The 17,807-nt window shown below is 51.6% G+C and carries 20 protein-coding genes; 5 read left to right on the top strand and 15 right to left on the bottom strand.

Going from position 1 to position 17,807, the window contains the following annotated elements; translation table 11 throughout:
• Window position 1: 1 nt before the first annotated feature.
• The 10 genes from rfaD to P9H32_RS15765 form a co-directional block, all read right to left on the bottom strand.
• Complete coding sequence (rfaD, locus tag P9H32_RS15810; protein ID WP_322609885.1) at window positions 2-967, bottom strand: ADP-glyceromanno-heptose 6-epimerase; 966 nt, start codon at window positions 965-967, stop codon at window positions 2-4.
• 105 nt (window positions 968-1,072) lie between these two features.
• Window positions 1,073-1,522: a D-glycero-beta-D-manno-heptose 1-phosphate adenylyltransferase gene (gene rfaE2 / locus P9H32_RS15805; RefSeq protein WP_322609884.1), complete on the bottom strand. Its 450-nt coding sequence runs from the start codon at window positions 1,520-1,522 to the stop codon at window positions 1,073-1,075.
• A gap of 140 nt (window positions 1,523-1,662) precedes the next feature.
• On the bottom strand, window positions 1,663-2,907 hold the full coding sequence (fabF, locus tag P9H32_RS15800) for a beta-ketoacyl-ACP synthase II (RefSeq protein ID WP_322609883.1): 1,245 nt from the start codon (window positions 2,905-2,907) through the stop codon (window positions 1,663-1,665).
• Between the two features lie 85 nt (window positions 2,908-2,992).
• A complete protein-coding gene (locus P9H32_RS15795; protein WP_130594446.1) occupies window positions 2,993-3,229 on the bottom strand; it encodes an acyl carrier protein in 237 nt (78 codons plus the stop codon).
• 39 nt (window positions 3,230-3,268) lie between these two features.
• Entirely contained in the window at window positions 3,269-4,012 is a 744-nt protein-coding gene (gene fabG, locus P9H32_RS15790; RefSeq protein ID WP_322609882.1) for a 3-oxoacyl-[acyl-carrier-protein] reductase, read from the bottom strand.
• A 16-nt stretch (window positions 4,013-4,028) separates the two neighbouring features.
• Entirely contained in the window at window positions 4,029-4,928 is a 900-nt protein-coding gene (gene fabD / locus P9H32_RS15785; RefSeq protein WP_322609881.1) for an ACP S-malonyltransferase, read from the bottom strand.
• Window positions 4,928-5,920 carry a beta-ketoacyl-ACP synthase III gene (locus P9H32_RS15780; protein ID WP_322609880.1) on the bottom strand — a complete coding sequence of 331 codons (993 nt, stop codon included), beginning with the start codon at window positions 5,918-5,920 and terminating at the stop codon, window positions 4,928-4,930. Before P9H32_RS15780 ends, fabD begins: the two co-directional genes overlap by 1 nt.
• Window positions 5,921-5,940: 20 nt before the next feature.
• Window positions 5,941-6,951, bottom strand: a complete 1,011-nt coding sequence (plsX, locus tag P9H32_RS15775) for a phosphate acyltransferase PlsX (RefSeq protein ID WP_322609879.1) — start codon at window positions 6,949-6,951, stop codon at window positions 5,941-5,943.
• Between the two features lie 5 nt (window positions 6,952-6,956).
• A complete protein-coding gene (gene rpmF / locus P9H32_RS15770) occupies window positions 6,957-7,145 on the bottom strand; it encodes a 50S ribosomal protein L32 (RefSeq protein ID WP_322609878.1) in 189 nt (62 codons plus the stop codon).
• Window positions 7,146-7,269: 124 nt separating this feature from the next.
• Entirely contained in the window at window positions 7,270-7,731 is a 462-nt protein-coding gene (locus tag P9H32_RS15765) for a YceD family protein (protein ID WP_322609877.1), read from the bottom strand.
• 93 nt (window positions 7,732-7,824) lie between these two features.
• On the opposite strand from P9H32_RS15765, the gene P9H32_RS15760 reads away from it, so the two are divergent.
• The 3 genes from P9H32_RS15760 to P9H32_RS15750 all read left to right on the top strand — a co-directional run bounded on the left by P9H32_RS15760 (window position 7,825) and on the right by P9H32_RS15750 (window position 10,417).
• Window positions 7,825-9,141 (top strand): DEAD/DEAH box helicase, encoded by a 1,317-nt coding sequence (locus P9H32_RS15760; protein ID WP_322609876.1) that lies wholly within the window; start codon window positions 7,825-7,827, stop codon window positions 9,139-9,141.
• Window positions 9,142-9,577: 436 nt separating this feature from the next.
• Window positions 9,578-10,168 carry a transcriptional repressor LexA gene (gene lexA / locus P9H32_RS15755; RefSeq protein WP_322609875.1) on the top strand — a complete coding sequence of 197 codons (591 nt, stop codon included), beginning with the start codon at window positions 9,578-9,580 and terminating at the stop codon, window positions 10,166-10,168.
• An 18-nt stretch (window positions 10,169-10,186) separates the two neighbouring features.
• The gene (locus tag P9H32_RS15750) at window positions 10,187-10,417 is read left to right on the top strand and encodes a hypothetical protein (RefSeq protein WP_322609874.1); all 231 of its coding nucleotides are present in this window, start codon (window positions 10,187-10,189) and stop codon (window positions 10,415-10,417) included.
• A 113-nt stretch (window positions 10,418-10,530) separates the two neighbouring features.
• On the opposite strand, the gene recN is transcribed toward P9H32_RS15750, so the two are convergent.
• The 3 genes from recN to P9H32_RS15735 all read right to left on the bottom strand — a co-directional run bounded on the left by recN (window position 10,531) and on the right by P9H32_RS15735 (window position 14,423).
• A complete protein-coding gene (gene recN, locus P9H32_RS15745; protein ID WP_322609873.1) occupies window positions 10,531-12,195 on the bottom strand; it encodes a DNA repair protein RecN in 1,665 nt (554 codons plus the stop codon).
• Window positions 12,196-12,240: 45 nt separating this feature from the next.
• Window positions 12,241-12,582, bottom strand: coding sequence for a hypothetical protein (locus P9H32_RS15740; protein ID WP_322609872.1), 342 nt, complete (start codon window positions 12,580-12,582; stop codon window positions 12,241-12,243).
• Window positions 12,583-12,650: 68 nt separating this feature from the next.
• Complete coding sequence (locus tag P9H32_RS15735; RefSeq protein ID WP_322609871.1) at window positions 12,651-14,423, bottom strand: B12-binding domain-containing radical SAM protein; 1,773 nt, start codon at window positions 14,421-14,423, stop codon at window positions 12,651-12,653.
• A 125-nt stretch (window positions 14,424-14,548) separates the two neighbouring features.
• Between P9H32_RS15735 and P9H32_RS15730 the strand changes: the two genes are divergently transcribed.
• The gene (locus P9H32_RS15730) at window positions 14,549-15,508 is read left to right on the top strand and encodes a L,D-transpeptidase family protein (protein WP_322609870.1); all 960 of its coding nucleotides are present in this window, start codon (window positions 14,549-14,551) and stop codon (window positions 15,506-15,508) included.
• Window positions 15,509-15,525: 17 nt separating this feature from the next.
• Window positions 15,526-16,494 carry an acetyl-CoA carboxylase carboxyltransferase subunit alpha gene (locus P9H32_RS15725; protein WP_322609869.1) on the top strand — a complete coding sequence of 323 codons (969 nt, stop codon included), beginning with the start codon at window positions 15,526-15,528 and terminating at the stop codon, window positions 16,492-16,494.
• Between the two features lie 107 nt (window positions 16,495-16,601).
• Here the strand turns inward: P9H32_RS15725 and folB are convergent, their stop codons facing one another.
• Window positions 16,602-16,949 carry a dihydroneopterin aldolase gene (gene folB / locus P9H32_RS15720; protein WP_322609868.1) on the bottom strand — a complete coding sequence of 116 codons (348 nt, stop codon included), beginning with the start codon at window positions 16,947-16,949 and terminating at the stop codon, window positions 16,602-16,604.
• A 66-nt stretch (window positions 16,950-17,015) separates the two neighbouring features.
• Window positions 17,016-17,741, bottom strand: a complete 726-nt coding sequence (locus tag P9H32_RS15715) for an SDR family oxidoreductase (RefSeq protein ID WP_322609867.1) — start codon at window positions 17,739-17,741, stop codon at window positions 17,016-17,018.
• Window positions 17,742-17,807 lie beyond the last annotated feature (66 nt).

The raw sequence follows: 17,807 nt of genomic DNA, 5'->3' as shown, positions 1-17,807 counted from the left end.
TTTATTCCGCCATCAGATAATTCTGCACATAATCCGCCACGCCATCTTCCAGCGCAGTAAATTGCTCAGAATAACCCGCATCACGCAGTTTTTTCAGATCGGCCTGCGTATGATACTGATATTTTCCCTGCAGGTGCTCCGGCATATCGATAAATGAAATATTCGGCTCGCGTCCCATCGCCGTAAACACAGCGGACACCAGATCAACCCACGTACGCGGTGTGCCCGTGCCGCAATTGAAAATACCGCCCGTTTCACAGTGCTCACCAAACCAGAGCGTCTCCTTCACCGCATCCTTCACATAGACAAAGTCCCGAACCTGCTCACCATCTTTATAATCCGGACGATGCGACTTAAACAACTTCACTTCACCGGTTTCCAATATTTGGAAATAGGATTTATGAACCACCGAACGCATATCATCCTTATGCGCCTCCCCCGGCCCGTAGACATTAAAATATTTCATCCCCGCAATCTGATCCGCAATGCCCTCTTTCAATGCCCAAAGATCAAACATATGCTTGGAATAGCCGTACATATTCAACGGCCTGTATTTCGGCGTATCTTCATCGGCATCCGAATACCCCAGATTCCCGTCGCCATAGGTCGCCGCGCTCGAGGCATAAACAAAACGGACACCGTTCTCCAGACAGGTTTCGCAGAGCGCGCGGGTATAGCCATAATTATTTTCCGCCAGATAGTCGGCATCCTTTTCCGTCGTCGCACTGCAGGCCCCCAGATGATAGACCGCTTCAACATCGTTCAACAGGCCATCACCGATTACCGTAAACAGATCATTCTTATCGAGATAATCCTCATACCGCAGTCCCACCAGGTTTTTCCATTTTTCACCCATACCCAGCGAATCCACGACCAGAATATCATCCTCGCCCCGCGCATTCAGCTCTTTGACAATATTGCTGCCGATAAATCCGGCCCCGCCGGTCACAATGTATTTAATACTCATAATTTCACCTTTTCAGAACCTCAGATAAACGCGAATGAACACCTGTAATTTCACGCATAAAATCACCATACTCCAATCCGTGTCCATCCGTGGCTCAACCTGCACCTATTTGCCATACACTTCCAAAATACGTCCGATGACGTTGGTGGTGGAGCGGCCCTCCACCATTTTTGCCAGCACTACTTTTCCTCCGGCGGCCTCGACCTCTTCGCGACCCGAAACGTAATGCGCCCAATCCTCGCCCTTCACCAGCACATCAGGCAAGAGCTCACCAATCAGCTCACGCGGCTCGTCTTCATCGAACAGCACCACATAATCAACGCATTCCAGCGCCGCGATAACTTTTGCCCGGTCCTCTTCGCAGACAATCGGACGATCATCGCCCTTATTGCGCCTCACCGAAGCATCCGAATTCATACCGAGCACCAGCACATCGCCCTGCTCACGCGCAAAATTCAGATACGTCACGTGGCCGGGATGCAAAATATCAAAACAGCCGTTCGTAAACGAAACCACCTTGCCCTCGGCTTTCAGACGGGCCCGTTCCTCAATCATTTCAGAACGGCTCTTGATTTTATTCAGGAAATTTCTCATAGCAAAAAACGATGCCCGTTTATTCCAGGCATTGGAAGCCGGAAAAAAGAAAAGGCACCCGCCCAAAGCGGATGCCCTTGCATTTCCAGTGATTGGAAAACTTATGCCTTCGTAAAGCAGAGCGTGGCATTGTGGCCGCCGAAACCGAGCGAGTTGCTCAGTGCGGCATTAATCTGCATCTCACGCATTTTGTTCGGCACATAGTCCAGATCACAGTCCGGATCCGGTGTATTGTAGTTAATCGTCGGCGGCGCAATATTATCGCGAACCGCCAGCGCCATAATCGCAGCCTCAACACCGCCCGCCGCACCAAGCATATGCCCGGTCATCGACTTCGTGGAACTGACCGCCGTTGCATAGGCCTTCTTTTCGCCCAGCGCGTTCTTAACCGCCAGCGTTTCCCCCTTATCGTTCAACGGGGTACTGGTTCCATGCGCATTTACATAGTCAATATCATCCACACTCAGGCCGGCATCGGCAATCGCAAGCGTCATACCGCGGGCCGACTGCACCGCTGAAGCATCCGGAGCTGTAACATGGTAGGCATCGCCGGTACGTCCGTATCCGGAAGCATAGCAGTAAATTTTCGCGCCGCGCGCTTTGGCATGCTCCTCGGATTCAAGAATCACCATACCGGCACCTTCGGACATCACAAATCCGTCGCGCTCCAGATCAAACGGACGGGATGCTCTTTCCGGATCATCATTAAGCCGGCTTGTTGCACGCAACGCAGCAAAACCGGCCACCCCAAGCATCGCAACCGAAGCTTCTGAACCACCGGCAATCATGACATCCGCATCGCCATACTGAATCATCCGCATGGCTTCGCCAATGGAGTGTGTTCCGGATGCGCAGGCACTCGTAATACAGAAATTGGGCCCTTTAAATCCATACTTAATGGAAACATAGCCGGAAAGAATATTGGTGATCATTTGCGGAATGAGCTGCGGAGAAACACGTCTGGGCCCTTTTTCATAAGCCTTCAGACATTCTTTCTGCATCACCTGCATACCGCCGATACCGGAACTGGCCAGCACCCCTGCACGCTCCGGATCGATATTGCCGGCATGAATTCCGGCATCCTCAATCGCAAGTGCCGATGCCGCCACACCATAAATGGAGAACGGATCCATTTTCCGCGCATCTTTTTTCCCCACAAAGCGCTCGACATCCAGATCTTTTACTTCACCGGCAATTTGTACGGGATACTGATCAATGTCATCCATCTGCTGAACTCTGCCGATGCCTGACCTGCCGTTTTTGATGTTATCCCAGAACGTGCCCAGTTCACTTCCGACCGGAGAAACCACCCCAAGCCCAGTTACAACCACTTTACGCCCACTCATATCCCGTACCTCAAAATGATGTTATGATAAATGGCCGGAACACCCCGCAGAGAAGTTCCGGCCATTGAAAAATCAATGCGTCGGTTTACTCGAAACCTTTTTCTTTCAGGTAGCTGATTACGCCACCGACGGAAGTCAGCTTTTCAGCGTCTTCGTCCGGAATTTCTGCGCCGAATTCTTCTTCGAAAGCCATTACCAGCTCAACCGTATCCAAAGAGTCTGCGCCGAGATCTTCAATGAACGAAGCACCTTCGGTAACCTGGTCGGCATTCACACCGAGCTGCTCAACAATGATATCTTTTACTTTATCTTCAAGTGCCATTTTAACTGTCTCCTTTTCCTAGGTTTACACTTTTAAACGTTACATTACCATGCCGCCGCATGTCGAGAGGACTTGCCCCGTAACATATGCAGAAGCATCGCTTGCCAAAAACAAGGCCACATTGGCCACATCTTCCGGGTCTCCGAAACGGCCCAGCGGAATCAATTCCTTCATTTTATTCTGAATCTCTTCATCCAGTTTGTCGGTCATTGCCGAACGGATGAATCCGGGCGCAATCGCATTGCAACGTACGCCGCGGGAAGCCAGCTCCTTGGCAACGGTTTTACTGAAGGAAATCACGCCGCCTTTCGAAGCGGCATAGTTGGCCTGACCGGCATTGCCCATCAATCCGATCACCGACGCAATATTCACAATCGTACCGGAACGCTGCTTCATCATGCCGCGCATGGCGGCTTTGGTGCAAAGGAACACACCTTTCAGATTAACATCCAATACCGCATCCCAGTCCTCCTCGCTCATGCGCATCAGCAGACCATCTTTGGTAATACCGGCATTATTCACCAGCACATCAATTTTACCGAAATCTTTTTCTATGGATTTAATACACGCCGTCACGCTGTCAGCCTCAGCCACATTAACGCCGTATGCCGCCGCCTCACGCCCGAGCGCTTTTACTTTTCCGACGGTTTCTTCGCACCATTCTGCGTTCAGATCGCACACAGCAACATCCGCACCGGCTTCCGCCATTTTCAGAGCAATGGCCTGACCCAGCCCCCGGGCCGACCCGGTAACGACTGCGACTTTTCCTGTTAAATCAAACATTTGCATCCCCTGTTTATTATTCAAAATTGGTAAGCGCGCCGATGTTACGAACTGCCGCACCCTTGTCAATACGCTTTATAAGTCCTGCGAGAACCTTGCCGGGACCGACTTCAACAATTTCCTTCACACCGTCAGCAATCAGCTTCTGCACCGAAGCCACCCACTGCACCGAGGAAGTAATCTGTTTAACCATATTTTCCTGAATGTCGGCCGAAACATGAACCTCCGCCGTCACATTGGAAAGCACCGGTTTTGCAGGAATTCCCAGCTCCACGCCGGAAAGGAACTCATTCATTTTATCCGCAGCCGGCTGCATCAGCGGCGAATGAAAAGCCCCGGCCACCGGAAGACGCACGGCACGCTTCGCACCGGCATCTTTACAAAGGCCTTCCGCTTTCTCAATCGATTCCACCGTACCGGAAAGTACCGTCTGCGAAAGCGAATTAAAGTTGGCCACATGGCATCCGGCTTCGGCGGCGATTTCAACCAGCTTGTCCCCGTCGAGATTCATCACGGCCAGCATAGCCCCTGGATTTTCCTCGCAGGCGGCCTGCATAAATTCACCGCGAGCCTTCAACACTTTAATCGTATCTTCAAAACTGATCGCTCCGGAAACATAGAGCGCAGTCCATTCACCTAGGCTGTGGCCTGCAAGCACATCAAATTCCAGGCCGGGCTGCTTCAGCTCCAGCGCTTTAAACGCGGCCGCGCTCGCCACAAAAATACCGAGCTGGGCATGATTGGACTTATTCAGTTCTTCCTGCGGACCTTCAAAACAGATCGCGGCAAGATCGTATCCGAGAATTTCGTTGGCCTGATCAAACAGGGCTTTACACTCCGGAATGGCCTCCGCGAGATCCCTGCCCATGCCAACCACTTGAGATCCCTGACCGGGAAAGACGATTGCTCTTTTCACTATTTCCCCCATTCCAACAGATTCGCGCCCCAGGTAAAACCGCCGCCAAATACAGTCAGCACCACCAGGTCGCCTTTTACAATTGTTCCATCCTTCACCGCTTCATCCAGCGCAATGGCCAGGGCAGCGGAGGACGTGTTCGCATATTTTTCAACATTCGCATACATGCGATCGGCCACACCGAGTCGCTTTGAAATGGCATCAATAATACGGATATTCGCCTGATGCGGAATGATACATTTCACCTCATCAATCGAAATTTCATTCCGCTCCAGAACCTGAATAACCGTTTCGCCCATACGCTTTACGGCATGTTTAAATACTTCACGCCCCTGCATTTTCAGATAATGCTCTTTGCGATCGATCATTTCATGTGAAATCGGATTCCGGCTTCCGCCGCCCGGCGTCCACAGCAGATCCGCCAGCGATCCGTCCGAGCCCATGACAGAATCCATCACACCACGTCCATCGCCCCCTGCGCGCAGCACGGCCGCCCCGGCACCGTCGCCGAAAAGAATACAGGTCGACCGGTCCTCCCAGTCCACAAACGTACTCATTTTTTCAGATCCAATGACCAGCGCCGTCTCAACAGACCCTGCCGCAATCTGATTCTTCGCACTGTCCAGCGCATAAAGAAAACCGGAACAAGCAGCCCCGAGATCGTAACAGAATGCATTTTTTGCCCCGATTTTTTCCTGAACAAAACAGGCGGTACTGGGAAAAAACATATCCGGAGAAAGCGTAGCGACAATGATCAGATCAATCTCGTCGGCCGAAATACCTGCATCAGCAATCGCCTTTTCCGCTGCCGCCGCGCCGAGATCCGACGACGCCTGATCGTCGGCCGCAATATGACGCTCGCGCATACCGGTGCGGGTATAAATCCATTCGTCGGAGGTCTCGACGATCTCTTCAAGATCCCGATTGGTCAGCACCCTTTCGGGTACGTAGGATCCTGTTCCAATGATTGAAACTTTTCGCTTAGCGTCCATGCAGTCGTTCCGTGAAAATACTAGGTTTCGGGATTTATACGCTTAAGCTCATCCTCAATCAAATGGTTTACATGATGATCCACCGCTTCGGTGGCCACCCGGATTCCATTGAATGTGGCAAAAGCATTTGAAGAACCGTGGCCGATAATCACAATCCCGTTGGCTCCAAGCAACGGCGCACCGCCATAACTCGACGGGTCGGCATGCGTCTTCATTTCCTTAAAGACACCGCGTGCAAATACATAGCCCAGAATACGGAAGATATTCTGCTTGAACATATCCTTGAGCCAGTTGCCGATCATTTTCGCAACGGCCTCACTGGTTTTGAGCACCACGTTGCCCACAAAACCGTCGCACACAGCAACACTGACCTTGCCGTCGTAGAGATCGCGACTCTCGACATTACCGGTAAAATTAATATCCGTTTCCTGCAGAAGACGGAACGTCTTCTTGGTGGTCTCATTGCCCTTGGCATCCTCTTCGCCGATACTGAGCAGACCCACAGACGGATTTTCAACCCCGAGAATCTCGCGGGAATAAATACTGCCCATCACCGCATACTGTTGGATCATCTCAGGCGTACTGTCCGGATTGGCACCGGCATCGAGCAGCACAAACGGCTTTTCCGGAGTCGGCATCACCGTGGCAATCGCCGGTCGGGAAACCCCTTTGAGCGTACGGAGCTTCAGCGTAGCGGCCGCCACAGCCGCTCCTGTATTCCCGGCCGAAAATACAGCATCGGCCTTTCCATCTTTGACCAGCTCCACCGAACGCGCAATCGACGAGTCTTTCTTGCGACGGATTGCTGTCGCCGGCGATTCACCCATGCCTACCACTTCCGTGCAATGAACAATCTCAATGCAGGAAGGGATCGGTCCTTTGTGCTTGTTCAGCTCGGACTGAATAGCGGCTTCATTGCCTACCAGATAAATTTTTTCCAGGCCCTGAATTTTTTCAGCAGCCTGGATTGAGCCGGCAACAATTTCCCGGGGAGCAAAATCGCCCCCCATCGCATCTACGGAGATACGCATGATCTCTAGTCTTCAGTAGCGACCGTGAGAACCTGACGTCCGTTATAATATCCGCAACTCTTACACGCATGATGCGGCTGAGCCGGAGCACCGCACTGCGGGCAGGAAGATGCACGCGCAATCGGCTTTTTCATGTTCTGCGCCTTGCGGCTTGCTGTTTTGCTCTTCGAAGTTTTTCTTTTTGGAACTGCCATCGCAATCCTCCTTACATCTGCGCTAAGCGCAACGTTATCAGTTAATCATTATCAGCTGTCAGCACATTGTTTCTCCAGAAACACCTTTCCCGGCAACCAACAACTCCACCGCTCGCGCGGTTATTTATAAATTCAATCCATCCAGCGCCGACCAGGCACTCGGGCCTTCATCTTTTTCGCATGCGCATGCCCCCTTATTCAAGTCGGCACCGCACTGCGCACAAACACCCTTACACTCTTCGCTGCACACCGGAAAGCTTGGCACATGCAAAAGAATTTCCTCACGAAAATCCTCCGTAATATCCACCGAGTCGGTGCCTTCCGGGGCGGGACAAGCGCGTAGAAAATCGGAAACCCCTACCGTTGTCGAGAAAAATTCCGAACATCTTGCACACTGCAGCTCCACATCGACATTCAGCTCGCCGCGCACCACCAACTCATCCGACACCCGCTGGACATACAGCTTATAGTGCACATCGCCGGGATTACGCAGAAACTGCTCCTGCTCCGCATGCAGAATATCCCCCGGATCATCACCCTCATAATTCGACCCCTCTTCCGGGATCCTCGCCACTAAAATATTCATAATCGCTTCCTGATTCCTAAAACACGGAGTGTGTCCGCTTTTTCCTTCCGGTTTCAAGTTTCAAGTTTCAGCTTTCCGCGGTACCTTTCACCCATGCAATTTTCCGACTTAATTCAGAACAAAAAAATTCTTCAAGCGATCGAAGATGCGGGCTTCACAGCTCCGACCCCGATTCAACAGCAGGCCATTCCAGCCATTGGAACCGGCCGCGACATCATCGGCCTCGCCCGTACAGGCACCGGAAAAACCGCCGCCTTTTCCCTTCCGCTTATCCAGAAACTGGAAGACAGCTGGACCGCCGCACGCGAAATCCGCGTCCGCTCCCTCATTCTCTCCCCCACCCGGGAACTTGCTATTCAGCTTTTATCAACCATCCGGAAATTTACCGCCCACACCGAACTGACCTCACTACTCGTCCATGGCGGAACCGAATATGAAAACCAGATCCTCACCCTGCGCGAGGGCGTTGATATCCTCATCGCCACTCCCGGCCGCATGCTTGATCTGATCGAACGAAAAGCTCTCAAACTCGACCAAGTTGAGGTTTTTGTGGTCGATGAAGCCGACCGCATGCTCGACATGGGGTTTGCACCGGATATCCGGAAAATCGCCCCAATGCTCCCGCAAACCCGCCAGGCCCTCTTCTTCTCCGCCACCATGCCCCCCGAAGCACTCTCGCTCGCCACCGGCATTCTGCACAAACCCATGACCATCTCGGCCGACCCCGTCTCCGCCGCGGCGGAAAACATTCACAAATCGCTCTATTATGTTGAAAAAAACAATAAAAACGCCCTCCTCAGCTGGCTGCTTAAAAAGCTGAAATATGAACGCATCCTCGTCTTCTGCCGCACCCGGCGCGGCGCTGACCGCCTGACCGAATCCATGAAAAAACAGGGACTTCCAGCGGCAGTTCTTCACGGCGACAAAGAACAGCGCCATCGACAGGAAATCCTCGAAAAGTTTAAATCCGGCGAAATCCCGATCCTGATCGCCACCGATCTCGCCGCACGAGGCATCGACATCGAAAACATCTCGCACATCATCAACTTCGATCTCCCCAACGAACCCGAAACCTTCGTCCATCGTATCGGCCGCACCGCCCGCGCCGGGGCCTCAGGCCACGCCATCAGCTTCTGCGACCCGACTGAAAAAGGATACCTGCGCGACATCCTGGCCCACCTGAACGAAGACATCGACGTCGTTGAAGCGCACCCCTTCCACTCCGAACAGGTGAAAAACTTCTCCGGAAACGTAAAATCCAAACACACCCCGGACAAAAAAAAGCACATCAGTAAAATCCGTGAGCAGACCACCTGGCGCCTCCCCCCCGGCCAACAGAAAAACCTGCATAAAGATGCCGGGCCCGGAAAAAATGCACGCCGCAATCCCAGAAAAAAGCAACAACCATAGCTCATAGCATTCATTCCCCTTTTTCCAGGAAATTGCTCCCGCTATGCAGAAAAGCTCGGACCGCCGGCCGATCCATTCCTCTTCGACATCAGCGGGGACCCGCCACAGCCTCATCAACCGGAGCGGCAGCTTTCCGAAAATCTCCCAACGCGTTGATCTACGCCGCCCTCGAAAAATCTGATTTCACATACGAAACATTAATTATCACAGTCCCCACTCAGGATCCGGTCATATTAAGTTGAACCGACCATATTGTTCATCTCTATCCCCTAACCGCCCGCTAACTGTGAACAAGTCATCGACGCATAAATAAAACGGCCTATTTCCTAACAAATTCGCTCATTTCATCATTTTCAGTTATTAACAGCCTTGTAACTGTACGAACGTTCAGTTATATATTTTTCCAGACATTGAAAAAAATACCCCAAAACGAACGATGCCCAGAACAATTAATTTAGCTGAGAAAATTGAACAATTACGCGCCTTTTACGATGCCGAAGGCCGCGCGCCAAGCTATGCCGAAATGGCTAATCTCTTCGGCTATAAATCCAAAAACGCCGTCTACGGACCTGTTAATAAGCTGTTAAAACTCGGATACCTCGACCGAGGCAGCGACAACCGCATTTTATTGACTACCAAGATTACCGGATCCACCAAACTGCTCGGTTCTGTACAGGCCGGCTTTCCCTCCCCCGCCGAAGAAGAGCTCGTCGACTCCATCAATCTCGACCAGTATCTCGTCCGCCGCCCCGAGGCAACCTACCTGCTCACGGTCAGCGGCGAATCGATGATCGATGCCGGCATTCAGCCCGGCGACCTCGTTCTTGTCGAAAAAGGCGGCGCGCCGAAACAGAACGATATTGTCGTTGCCCAGATCGACGGAGAATGGACCCTCAAATATTTCGGAAAAGATGAAACCGGCGTCTACCTCGACCCCGCCAACTCCGCCTTCACCCGCATGCGCCCCGAACGCACCCTCAGCATCGGCGGCATCGTCAAAGCCGTCGTCCGGAAATACAACACCTGATTTAAGAAGGAGAATTCCATGAAAGCACTGAAAACCCATCCCCAACCCTACAACACCCTCAGCAATTGCCTCGAAGCCTATTTCGGGGATCGCCACACCGCCCGCAATTCTCGCCGTGCAGCTCCCCGAAAACGCAACGAACCGGAACAAGGGCTGAAAACCATCCCTTTCCAGTCCCTGCCGTTACAGCTCGACTACATGCAACGCAGAAAACCCCGCTCTTTAATCAGTTTACGCATGGGTTCCTGAAATCACCCCGGCGGAGAACAGCAACAGAATCAAGCCTCGACCAAGCGCATACCCATTCCGCAAGAGCTCGTCATCGCCCTTACACAGAGTTAAAAGAAGTCCCGCCAGAACGTCTAAAGAAAAGACGTCTGCTCCAGCATTTCTCTGGCGTGTTGAAGCGTGACGTTGGTGGAGTCTTTTCCGCCAAGCATGCGGGCAAGTTCCTCCGGACGGGTTTCGTCGTCAAGCAACTCAACTTCAGTAAAAGTCCGCCCGTCTTCCACCTTTTTTGAGACCGCCAGATGCCGATTACCGCATGCGGCAACCTGAGGAAGATGAGTAATACAGAGCAATTGATGATGCCGGGCAACCTCTGCCAGTTTTCGCCCGACCGCTCCGCCGATTTCACCACCGATATTGGCATCGATTTCGTCGAAGACCAGCACCGGAATCTGATCCTGCTTCGCAAGCACTGCTTTGGTGGCGAGCATAACGCGCGAAATTTCCCCCGAAGATGCAATCATACGTAAAGGCCGCATATCTTCGCCGGCATTCGGGGCGAAACCGAAATCGATGGTATCCATGCCGGTCGGCGTCGGATCGCACGGTGTAATCTGGACATCAAAAAAGCCATGCTCAAACCCGATATCAACGAGCTCGCGAGTGATACATTCGGACAGATGGTCGGCCACATTTTCACGCGCCGCCCTCAGTTTTGCTCCGGTCTGATCCAGATCCTGAAAAATGAGAGTCAGTTGATTTTCCAACTTTTCCCGCTTTTTATCCCGGCCCCGCAATTCCTTAAGCTGCTCTGCCCACTGTGCACCATTTTCAAGAACTTCCTCAACGGTGGTTCCGTATTTACGCTTCAGTGTCTGATACGTGGTCAAACGGTCATCCAACCACTCCATGCGTTCAGCACTGGCGTCAATATCACCGGCAGACTGCTCAATAGAGCGCACAACTTCCTGCACAGATGTTACCGCGCTTTCAAGTTCGTCATGCCAGTCCTGAGCTTCGGGCATCAGTTTAATCAACTGATTCAGCGCCTGCTGCGCGGATACAAGACCTTCAAAAGCACAACCTTCGCCTTCTGTCAGGGCCTGAACCGTCCCGTTGGCCAGCTCAATCACATGCTGCGCATTGGCAATTTTACTGTGCTCTTCTTCAACCTCCGCCTCCTCCTCGGGATTAAGATTGGCGGATTCGATTTCATTGACCCTATAATCCAGAAACTCGATCTGGCGCTGCAGATCCTCCTCATTATCGGAATTAAGTGCCTCGATCTGCTTCTGCACATCGCGATATTTTCGATAGTGCTCCTGATATTCGCTATGATCGATTTGACCGAATGCATCAAGAATTTCGAGCTGCACATGCTGATCCAGCAACGACTGATGATCATACGGCCCATGCATATCGACCAACACCTCACCCAGCCGTTTTAAAGCATTGAGGGTAACCGATTCATCATTAACAGTAGTCCTGTTCGATGTACCGGTAATAACCCGACGGATAATCAGCAGCCCTCCGTCACACGGCTCCAGCCCCACATCTTCCAGGATGGCATCAACGGCCCTGCAGTCCTCCAGCCCGAATTCCGCATGGACCGAGCAGGAGGTTTCGCCGGTCCGGATCAAGGATTTATCCGCGCGCTCACCGAGCAGAAGACGCAACGCTCCGATCATAAGCGATTTCCCAGCCCCTGTTTCGCCGGTAATAACATTGAGTCCTTCAGAAAAGCCGACCTGTACATCGTCGACCAGTGCGAGGTTTTTAATTTTTAACGTCCTGAGCATATTCCGGCGGAGTATCCAAACTTCGCGCGGTTTGCGCAAGCCGGATTAATCAGGATTGAAGTGTTCGCTGGCCATCTGATTCTCCTCCTCCTTGCGTTTCTCCTCAAAGGCAGTGATAAAAATCACCAGCACGCGCATCAGAATCAGAACAAAAACAACACCGCCTATAAAGTAGAACGCATCGGGAAGGTCCAGCGACTGACGGGATCGGCCGCCTCGGTATTTTGCACGGGCATTCCCCCGGGAGGCCTCCTGTTTGATGAGATAATCATCCGCCGTCACACCATACACCGCCGTCACTTTATCCGAAGGATCCATCGATTCCTTCGCTCCGGCATCCTGAGCAGGCACCGAAAGCGAAACCAGCCAAGCAGCTGCAACTAACATTAGCGTTCTGTTTTTCAACATCGTTTACACCAACTAGAATGATAGCAGAATGGTGCCCTAACAGAATTCTAAAACGTTATTTTTTGTTCAGGCCACCACGTATCCACAGGCATTTCCAGCCCCAGACCGAGCATATAATTATATGTTGCACGCTTCAGCATCTCTCCCATGTCATCAAGATCGTGATCGAACGAAGCATCGAACGGAATTTCATTCAGCGCAAATGATGCCGGAGCCGTTTCAGGCACGGAAATGCAATACTGTTCCGGATTCATCGAGATCCCGCTATGGGCCGTCAGTGCAAACCGATGCCAGTAGGCAGAATGCAAAATATCTTGAGCGAAAAGATCGCGCACGGTTTCCAAGGTATGGAAAGTTTCGGCTGCGGTCTGTGTCGGAAAACCATACATCAGATAGGCGTGCGTCAGAATCCCGGCATCGGCCAGGTCGGTCAGCACACGAATCGCGTGCCTCATTACAATCCCCTTGCACATCAGCTTCAGCGTTCGATCGCATCCGGTTTCGAGCCCCCCGGTAACCGCGATGCAACCGGCGGCGGCCATTTTTCGAATCAGATCGCTCGAGAACCGCTTTTCGTACCGGATGTTGCCCCACCACTCAATGTCCAGTTTACGGTGCAGAATCTCATCGCACAATCCATCAAGCAGATCCGGCGGCAACGCTTCATCGACAAAATGAAAACCCCGGAAACCGGTTTCGTTCATCACATGAACAATCCAGTCGCAGATCGAAACCGGATCTGCCGGATCATATCGGCAGATATAATCAATGGATGTATCACAGAATGCACAACGGCTCCAACAGCACCCATGGGCCAGCACCAGCTTATTCCACCGCTCATCCGACCAGAGCCGTGTGACCGGATTGAGCGTCTCAAACACCCCGAAATAATCCCCGAGCTCCAATCCCTGAAAATCCGGCGGCGGCAGCTCCGCATGTGGAATTTCAGGCATTTCCGAAGTTTGGAAAATAACCGCGCCGTTTTCCCGTTTAAATGTCCGCACCGGCTGCCCGCCAGCGGCCAGTTGCCTGAGCGGCAAAAACCCGCTGTCGAGCGTAATGAAATCGACATAGTCAAAAATTCCGGGATCCGCGAGCTCCCTCAATTCGGTATTCACATACCCCCCGCCCAGCACAATGCGCACACCTGCGCAAGTGTGCTTTATACGTCGCGCTGTAATCAGCGCACCGAGCAGACATCCCGGAAACGGAACCGTCAGCACAACCATTTCCGGCCGATGCAGGACCATTGCCGCATCCGTCAGTTCTTCCAGCCACTGAAAAAAAACAGATGGGCTGCCTTCAAGTTCATTCCGAATCTTCGCAAAGTCAGGAACACTGGCGGCAATTTTTTCAGCATAGCGGGAAAATTCAAAATTCGGATCCAGTCCGGCGGCGGCATCGGCAATATCATCGAGATACAGACTGGCCAGATAACGCGCGCGATCCATGAAATCCAACTCCCGAAAATTCCACCCGAGCTGTTCCTCCATTTCATAAGCCCGGGCCAGATGCTCACCCTCCGGCAACCAGCCGCGATCCAGAATATTCTCCATTGCGTCCGGATTACGGTTTTGTAAAAAAGCAAGGACCGGATCGATCGTTTTCAAATACGGCTCGGCAGCATCCGGAGGAATCTCCAATGCCGCACAAACTGCGGAAAGCCCTTTCCGGGAAAACAATTTCAACAAAAGTTGCAGCGAGAGGTCAGATTGTACGGCCTGATGTCCCAGCGTTTTAAGCCAGGCCGTCAGCAATGGCGTGGCCGCATAAGGCGTATTGGGGTGCAGCAAAGGCGGTGTAATGAGCAATATTTTCATGATTACAAGGTTGTAAAGTAGCGGTTCATCATCCGTATTTCCAACTGCAATCCGTAATATGATTGCACGGGAAAAGCTGAATATGCATTAATGAGAATCTTTTACGAATCCGAGGGATTTATACTATGGCAAAACCAATTTATGCGGGCACATACAACAACCGTGGCGGCGGTCGATGGAAAACCGTTTTTGTGATCATCATCCTGATTCAGGTTGCGCTGGTAGCAGCTTATATGATCTGGCAGAAAGACAAAAAAACCGATGATCCCGAAATTGCCGACACACCTGAACCGGCTGTTCCAGCCATGATGAGCACGCCGGAGCCGCTGGTTCCGGGCATTCCGGAACCGATCCATTCCGTTGAAGCATCGCCGGCCATCCTTTCAGCTATTTCCGATGCGGAGGCGGCACTCGAAGCCGGTCAACTGCTGGAGGCTAAAAGCCAGCTCGATGATATTGTTGCCCGTTCACCTAACGATAAAGCCATCGAATTGCTTGGCGATGTGAATATCAGGCTTCTGAAATCTTCGATTCCGATGCCCGGAAAAGAGCGTTATTCCATTCAGCCGGGCGATTATCTTCAAAAAATCGCAAAGAAATACAATACCACAGTCGCGCTGATTAAAGATATGAACGGCATGCAGACCGATACGATTCGGGCCGGAGCCGCATTGGTTGTTTATAACGGCGATTTCAGTATCCGCGTTTCAAAAAGCAGAAACACTCTGGATCTCATGGCCGGCGAAAAACTGTTTAAACGCTATCCTGTCGGAACCGGAAAATTCGGTAAAACACCAGCTATTAAATTCGAAATCGTGGATAAAATCACCGAGCCGCCGTGGACTCGTTTTACAGACGGCAAGCAGATTGAATACGGCGATCCCGAAAATGTGCTGGGTACCCGCTGGATGAAGATCGTATCGGACGAACACCCGGAAATTACCGGCTTCGGGATCCATGGAACCTGGGAGCGCGACAGCATTGGGAAACAATCCAGCGCCGGTTGTATACGTATGCTCAACGAAGATGTTGAAGAGCTATTCGATATTGTTCCGCGCAAAACAACCGTTATAATCAGCGACTAATTTCTCAGGAGAAGAGTATGAGTGCACCTTTCAGTCTGCCATTTGAAAGTCCCATCCAAGAACTGGAAACCAAGCTAGCAGAGCTTGAATCCTTCAGTCAGGAGCAGGATATCGATGTTTCTCACGAAATAGAGAACATGAAACAGAAAATCGAGCAGACCCGCAATGACATCTACACCAATCTGACCGCATGGCAGAAAGTGCAGGTTGCCCGCCATCCCAGCCGTCCCTACACTATGGATTACATCAACATAATGTGTACCGACTTTGTAGAAATCCACGGCGATCGCATCCACCGCGACGACCGGGCGATTATCGGCGGTTTTGCCAAAATTGATGGCCAGAAAGTCATGATTATCGGTTCCCAGAAAGGGCGCGACACCAAAAGCAATGTGGAAACAAATTTCGGCTGTGCACATCCTGAAGGATACCGCAAAGCCCTGCGTCTGATGAAACTGGCCGACAAATTCAATGTACCGATTGTAACACTGATCGATACCAAAGGCGCTTATGCAGGCCTGGAATCCGAAGAAAGACACATTGCCGAAGCCATCGCCGTCAATCTGCGCGAATGCTTCAACCTCAAAGTGCCGATCATCTGCGTCATCATCGGCGAAGGCGGATCCGGTGGCGCACTGGGTATTGGGATCGGTAACCGCATTCTGATCATGGAACATGCCTATTACTCAGTCATTTCCCCGGAAGGCTGTGCAGCCATTCTTTGGAAAGATCGTGCTTATTCCGACAAAGCCGCCGAAGCCCTGAAAATCACCGGCAAACATTTAATGGAACTGAAACTCGCAGATTCCATTATCCCCGAACCTCAGGGCGGTGCCCACACCGACCACGAAGCCGCAGCGGAAAACCTGAAAAAAGCGCTCCTCGAAAATCTGGAGCAACTGAAAGCCATGACGCCCGAAGAAATCATGGAAGACCGCTACAATAAATTCCGCGCAATGGGTGAATTTGAAGGCCAAGTGGCCTAGATCCCTCAAAAGCTAATGATCAAAAGAGACCGTTCGGTCTCTTTTTTTCAAGGAATGGAAATCTTAATTTCATACATTGCAATGTATGAAAAAACATCCGTAAACATTCAGGGGCGGGTGACTTCGACCGCAGATGCACGGGCGAAACGAAGGGCACCGGGTTTATCAATCGTGACGATGACGCGTTCAACCTTTTTGTTTGCCAAGGCGATTTCAGCAATCCGCTCGGCCATCGCTTCAATCAGTTGAAATGAGCTGCCTTCGACGAGTTTTAGAATATCTTTTTTGATTCCTTTGTAATCAACAGTGTCGTTAAGATCATCGGACCGCCCCGCGGCTCGAAGATCAGCATGCATTTCAACATTAATTAGAACATCCTGTTTTTCACGGCGTTCCTCCGGATAGATTCCGATAATACAGCGCAACGCCAAATCTCTGATAAAAATTTTATCCATAACAAGTCCCTCTCCTGATACCGGCTCCAGCCGGCGTATATCGAATCATTCTACAATATGTACCGATCAGACTCCCTGATCAAACACACCATTACCCAGCAAATGCTGGCCTCCATCGACAAACATTACCTGCCCGGTGCAGAAGTCTGCTTTCAGCAGAAAAATGACGGCTTCAGCAATATTTTCAGGTGTTGGAAAAAGCTGCAACGGAATGTTTCCCGCCCGGTCGGCAAAATGCTCCACGCTTTCCCCCGGCGGCGGCAGAATCGGCCCAGGAGCCACGCCGTTCACGCGGATTCCAGGAGCCAGTTCGAGTGCCGTCAGCTTGGTCAGCTCTTCCAGCCCTTTTTTTGAAAGGGAGTACGGCAGTGCCGCAGGATCGTTTGCACGAATGCGACGGTCAAGCAGGTTAATCACCGCACCACGCGTGGTCTGTTTCGCAAAACAGCGGGTCAGCTCCATCGGTGCAAGCAGATTAACGTTCATTTCCCGGAGAGCACGCTCAGGCTGTGCTTCGGCCAGCGTATCTTTTGTAAAAAGCGATGCATTATTAATTAAAATATCCAGTGGTCCCGCCGCCTCAATCAACCCCGACACCTCGTCCAAATTCCCTAAATCCGCACGAACCGTAAATGGCGAAAGCATTTCGGCCTCTTGTTTAGACCCAAAAAAGTGAACCACCACGTCCACACCCTCCGCCTGCAACGCCTGCACAATCGCTTTGCCGATCCGAACCGCCCCACCGGTCACCAATGCTCTTTTTCCTGAAAGATTCATAATAAACATCAGCATAAGCACCTTTTCCAGTCATTGGAAGTTTAGCCTTTCCTTTTTCCCGACTCTGGAAAAAAATGGTCC

This window comes from Pontiella agarivorans, assembly GCF_034531395.1.
Taxonomy (GTDB): Bacteria; Verrucomicrobiota; Kiritimatiellia; order Kiritimatiellales; family Pontiellaceae; genus Pontiella; species Pontiella agarivorans.
Note: the sequence above shows the minus strand (reverse complement) of the source record. Positions and strands in the feature narration are given on the sequence as shown.

Bases quoted from the DNA above. Each gene is read 5' to 3' on its own strand.
- rfaD (WP_322609885.1), bottom strand. From the start codon at position 967: ATGAGTATTAAATACATTGTGACCGGCGGGGCCGGATTTATCGGCAGC.
- rfaE2 (WP_322609884.1), bottom strand. From the start codon at position 1,522: ATGATTGAGGAACGGGCCCGTCTGAAAGCCGAGGGCAAGGTGGTTTCG.
- fabF (WP_322609883.1), bottom strand. From the start codon at position 2,907: ATGAGTGGGCGTAAAGTGGTTGTAACTGGGCTTGGGGTGGTTTCTCCG.
- P9H32_RS15795 (WP_130594446.1), bottom strand. From the start codon at position 3,229: ATGGCACTTGAAGATAAAGTAAAAGATATCATTGTTGAGCAGCTCGGT.
- fabG (WP_322609882.1), bottom strand. From the start codon at position 4,012: ATGTTTGATTTAACAGGAAAAGTCGCAGTCGTTACCGGGTCGGCCCGG.
- P9H32_RS15780 (WP_322609880.1), bottom strand. From the start codon at position 5,920: ATGGACGCTAAGCGAAAAGTTTCAATCATTGGAACAGGATCCTACGTA.
- plsX (WP_322609879.1), bottom strand. From the start codon at position 6,951: ATGCGTATCTCCGTAGATGCGATGGGGGGCGATTTTGCTCCCCGGGAA.
- rpmF (WP_322609878.1), bottom strand. From the start codon at position 7,145: ATGGCAGTTCCAAAAAGAAAAACTTCGAAGAGCAAAACAGCAAGCCGC.
- P9H32_RS15765 (WP_322609877.1), bottom strand. From the start codon at position 7,731: ATGAATATTTTAGTGGCGAGGATCCCGGAAGAGGGGTCGAATTATGAG.
- P9H32_RS15760 (WP_322609876.1), top strand. From the start codon at position 7,825: ATGCAATTTTCCGACTTAATTCAGAACAAAAAAATTCTTCAAGCGATC.
- lexA (WP_322609875.1), top strand. From the start codon at position 9,578: ATGCCCAGAACAATTAATTTAGCTGAGAAAATTGAACAATTACGCGCC.
- P9H32_RS15750 (WP_322609874.1), top strand. From the start codon at position 10,187: ATGAAAGCACTGAAAACCCATCCCCAACCCTACAACACCCTCAGCAAT.
- recN (WP_322609873.1), bottom strand. From the start codon at position 12,195: ATGCTCAGGACGTTAAAAATTAAAAACCTCGCACTGGTCGACGATGTA.
- P9H32_RS15740 (WP_322609872.1), bottom strand. From the start codon at position 12,582: ATGTTAGTTGCAGCTGCTTGGCTGGTTTCGCTTTCGGTGCCTGCTCAG.
- P9H32_RS15735 (WP_322609871.1), bottom strand. From the start codon at position 14,423: ATGAAAATATTGCTCATTACACCGCCTTTGCTGCACCCCAATACGCCT.
- P9H32_RS15730 (WP_322609870.1), top strand. From the start codon at position 14,549: ATGGCAAAACCAATTTATGCGGGCACATACAACAACCGTGGCGGCGGT.
- P9H32_RS15725 (WP_322609869.1), top strand. From the start codon at position 15,526: ATGAGTGCACCTTTCAGTCTGCCATTTGAAAGTCCCATCCAAGAACTG.
- folB (WP_322609868.1), bottom strand. From the start codon at position 16,949: ATGGATAAAATTTTTATCAGAGATTTGGCGTTGCGCTGTATTATCGGA.
- P9H32_RS15715 (WP_322609867.1), bottom strand. From the start codon at position 17,741: ATGCTGATGTTTATTATGAATCTTTCAGGAAAAAGAGCATTGGTGACC.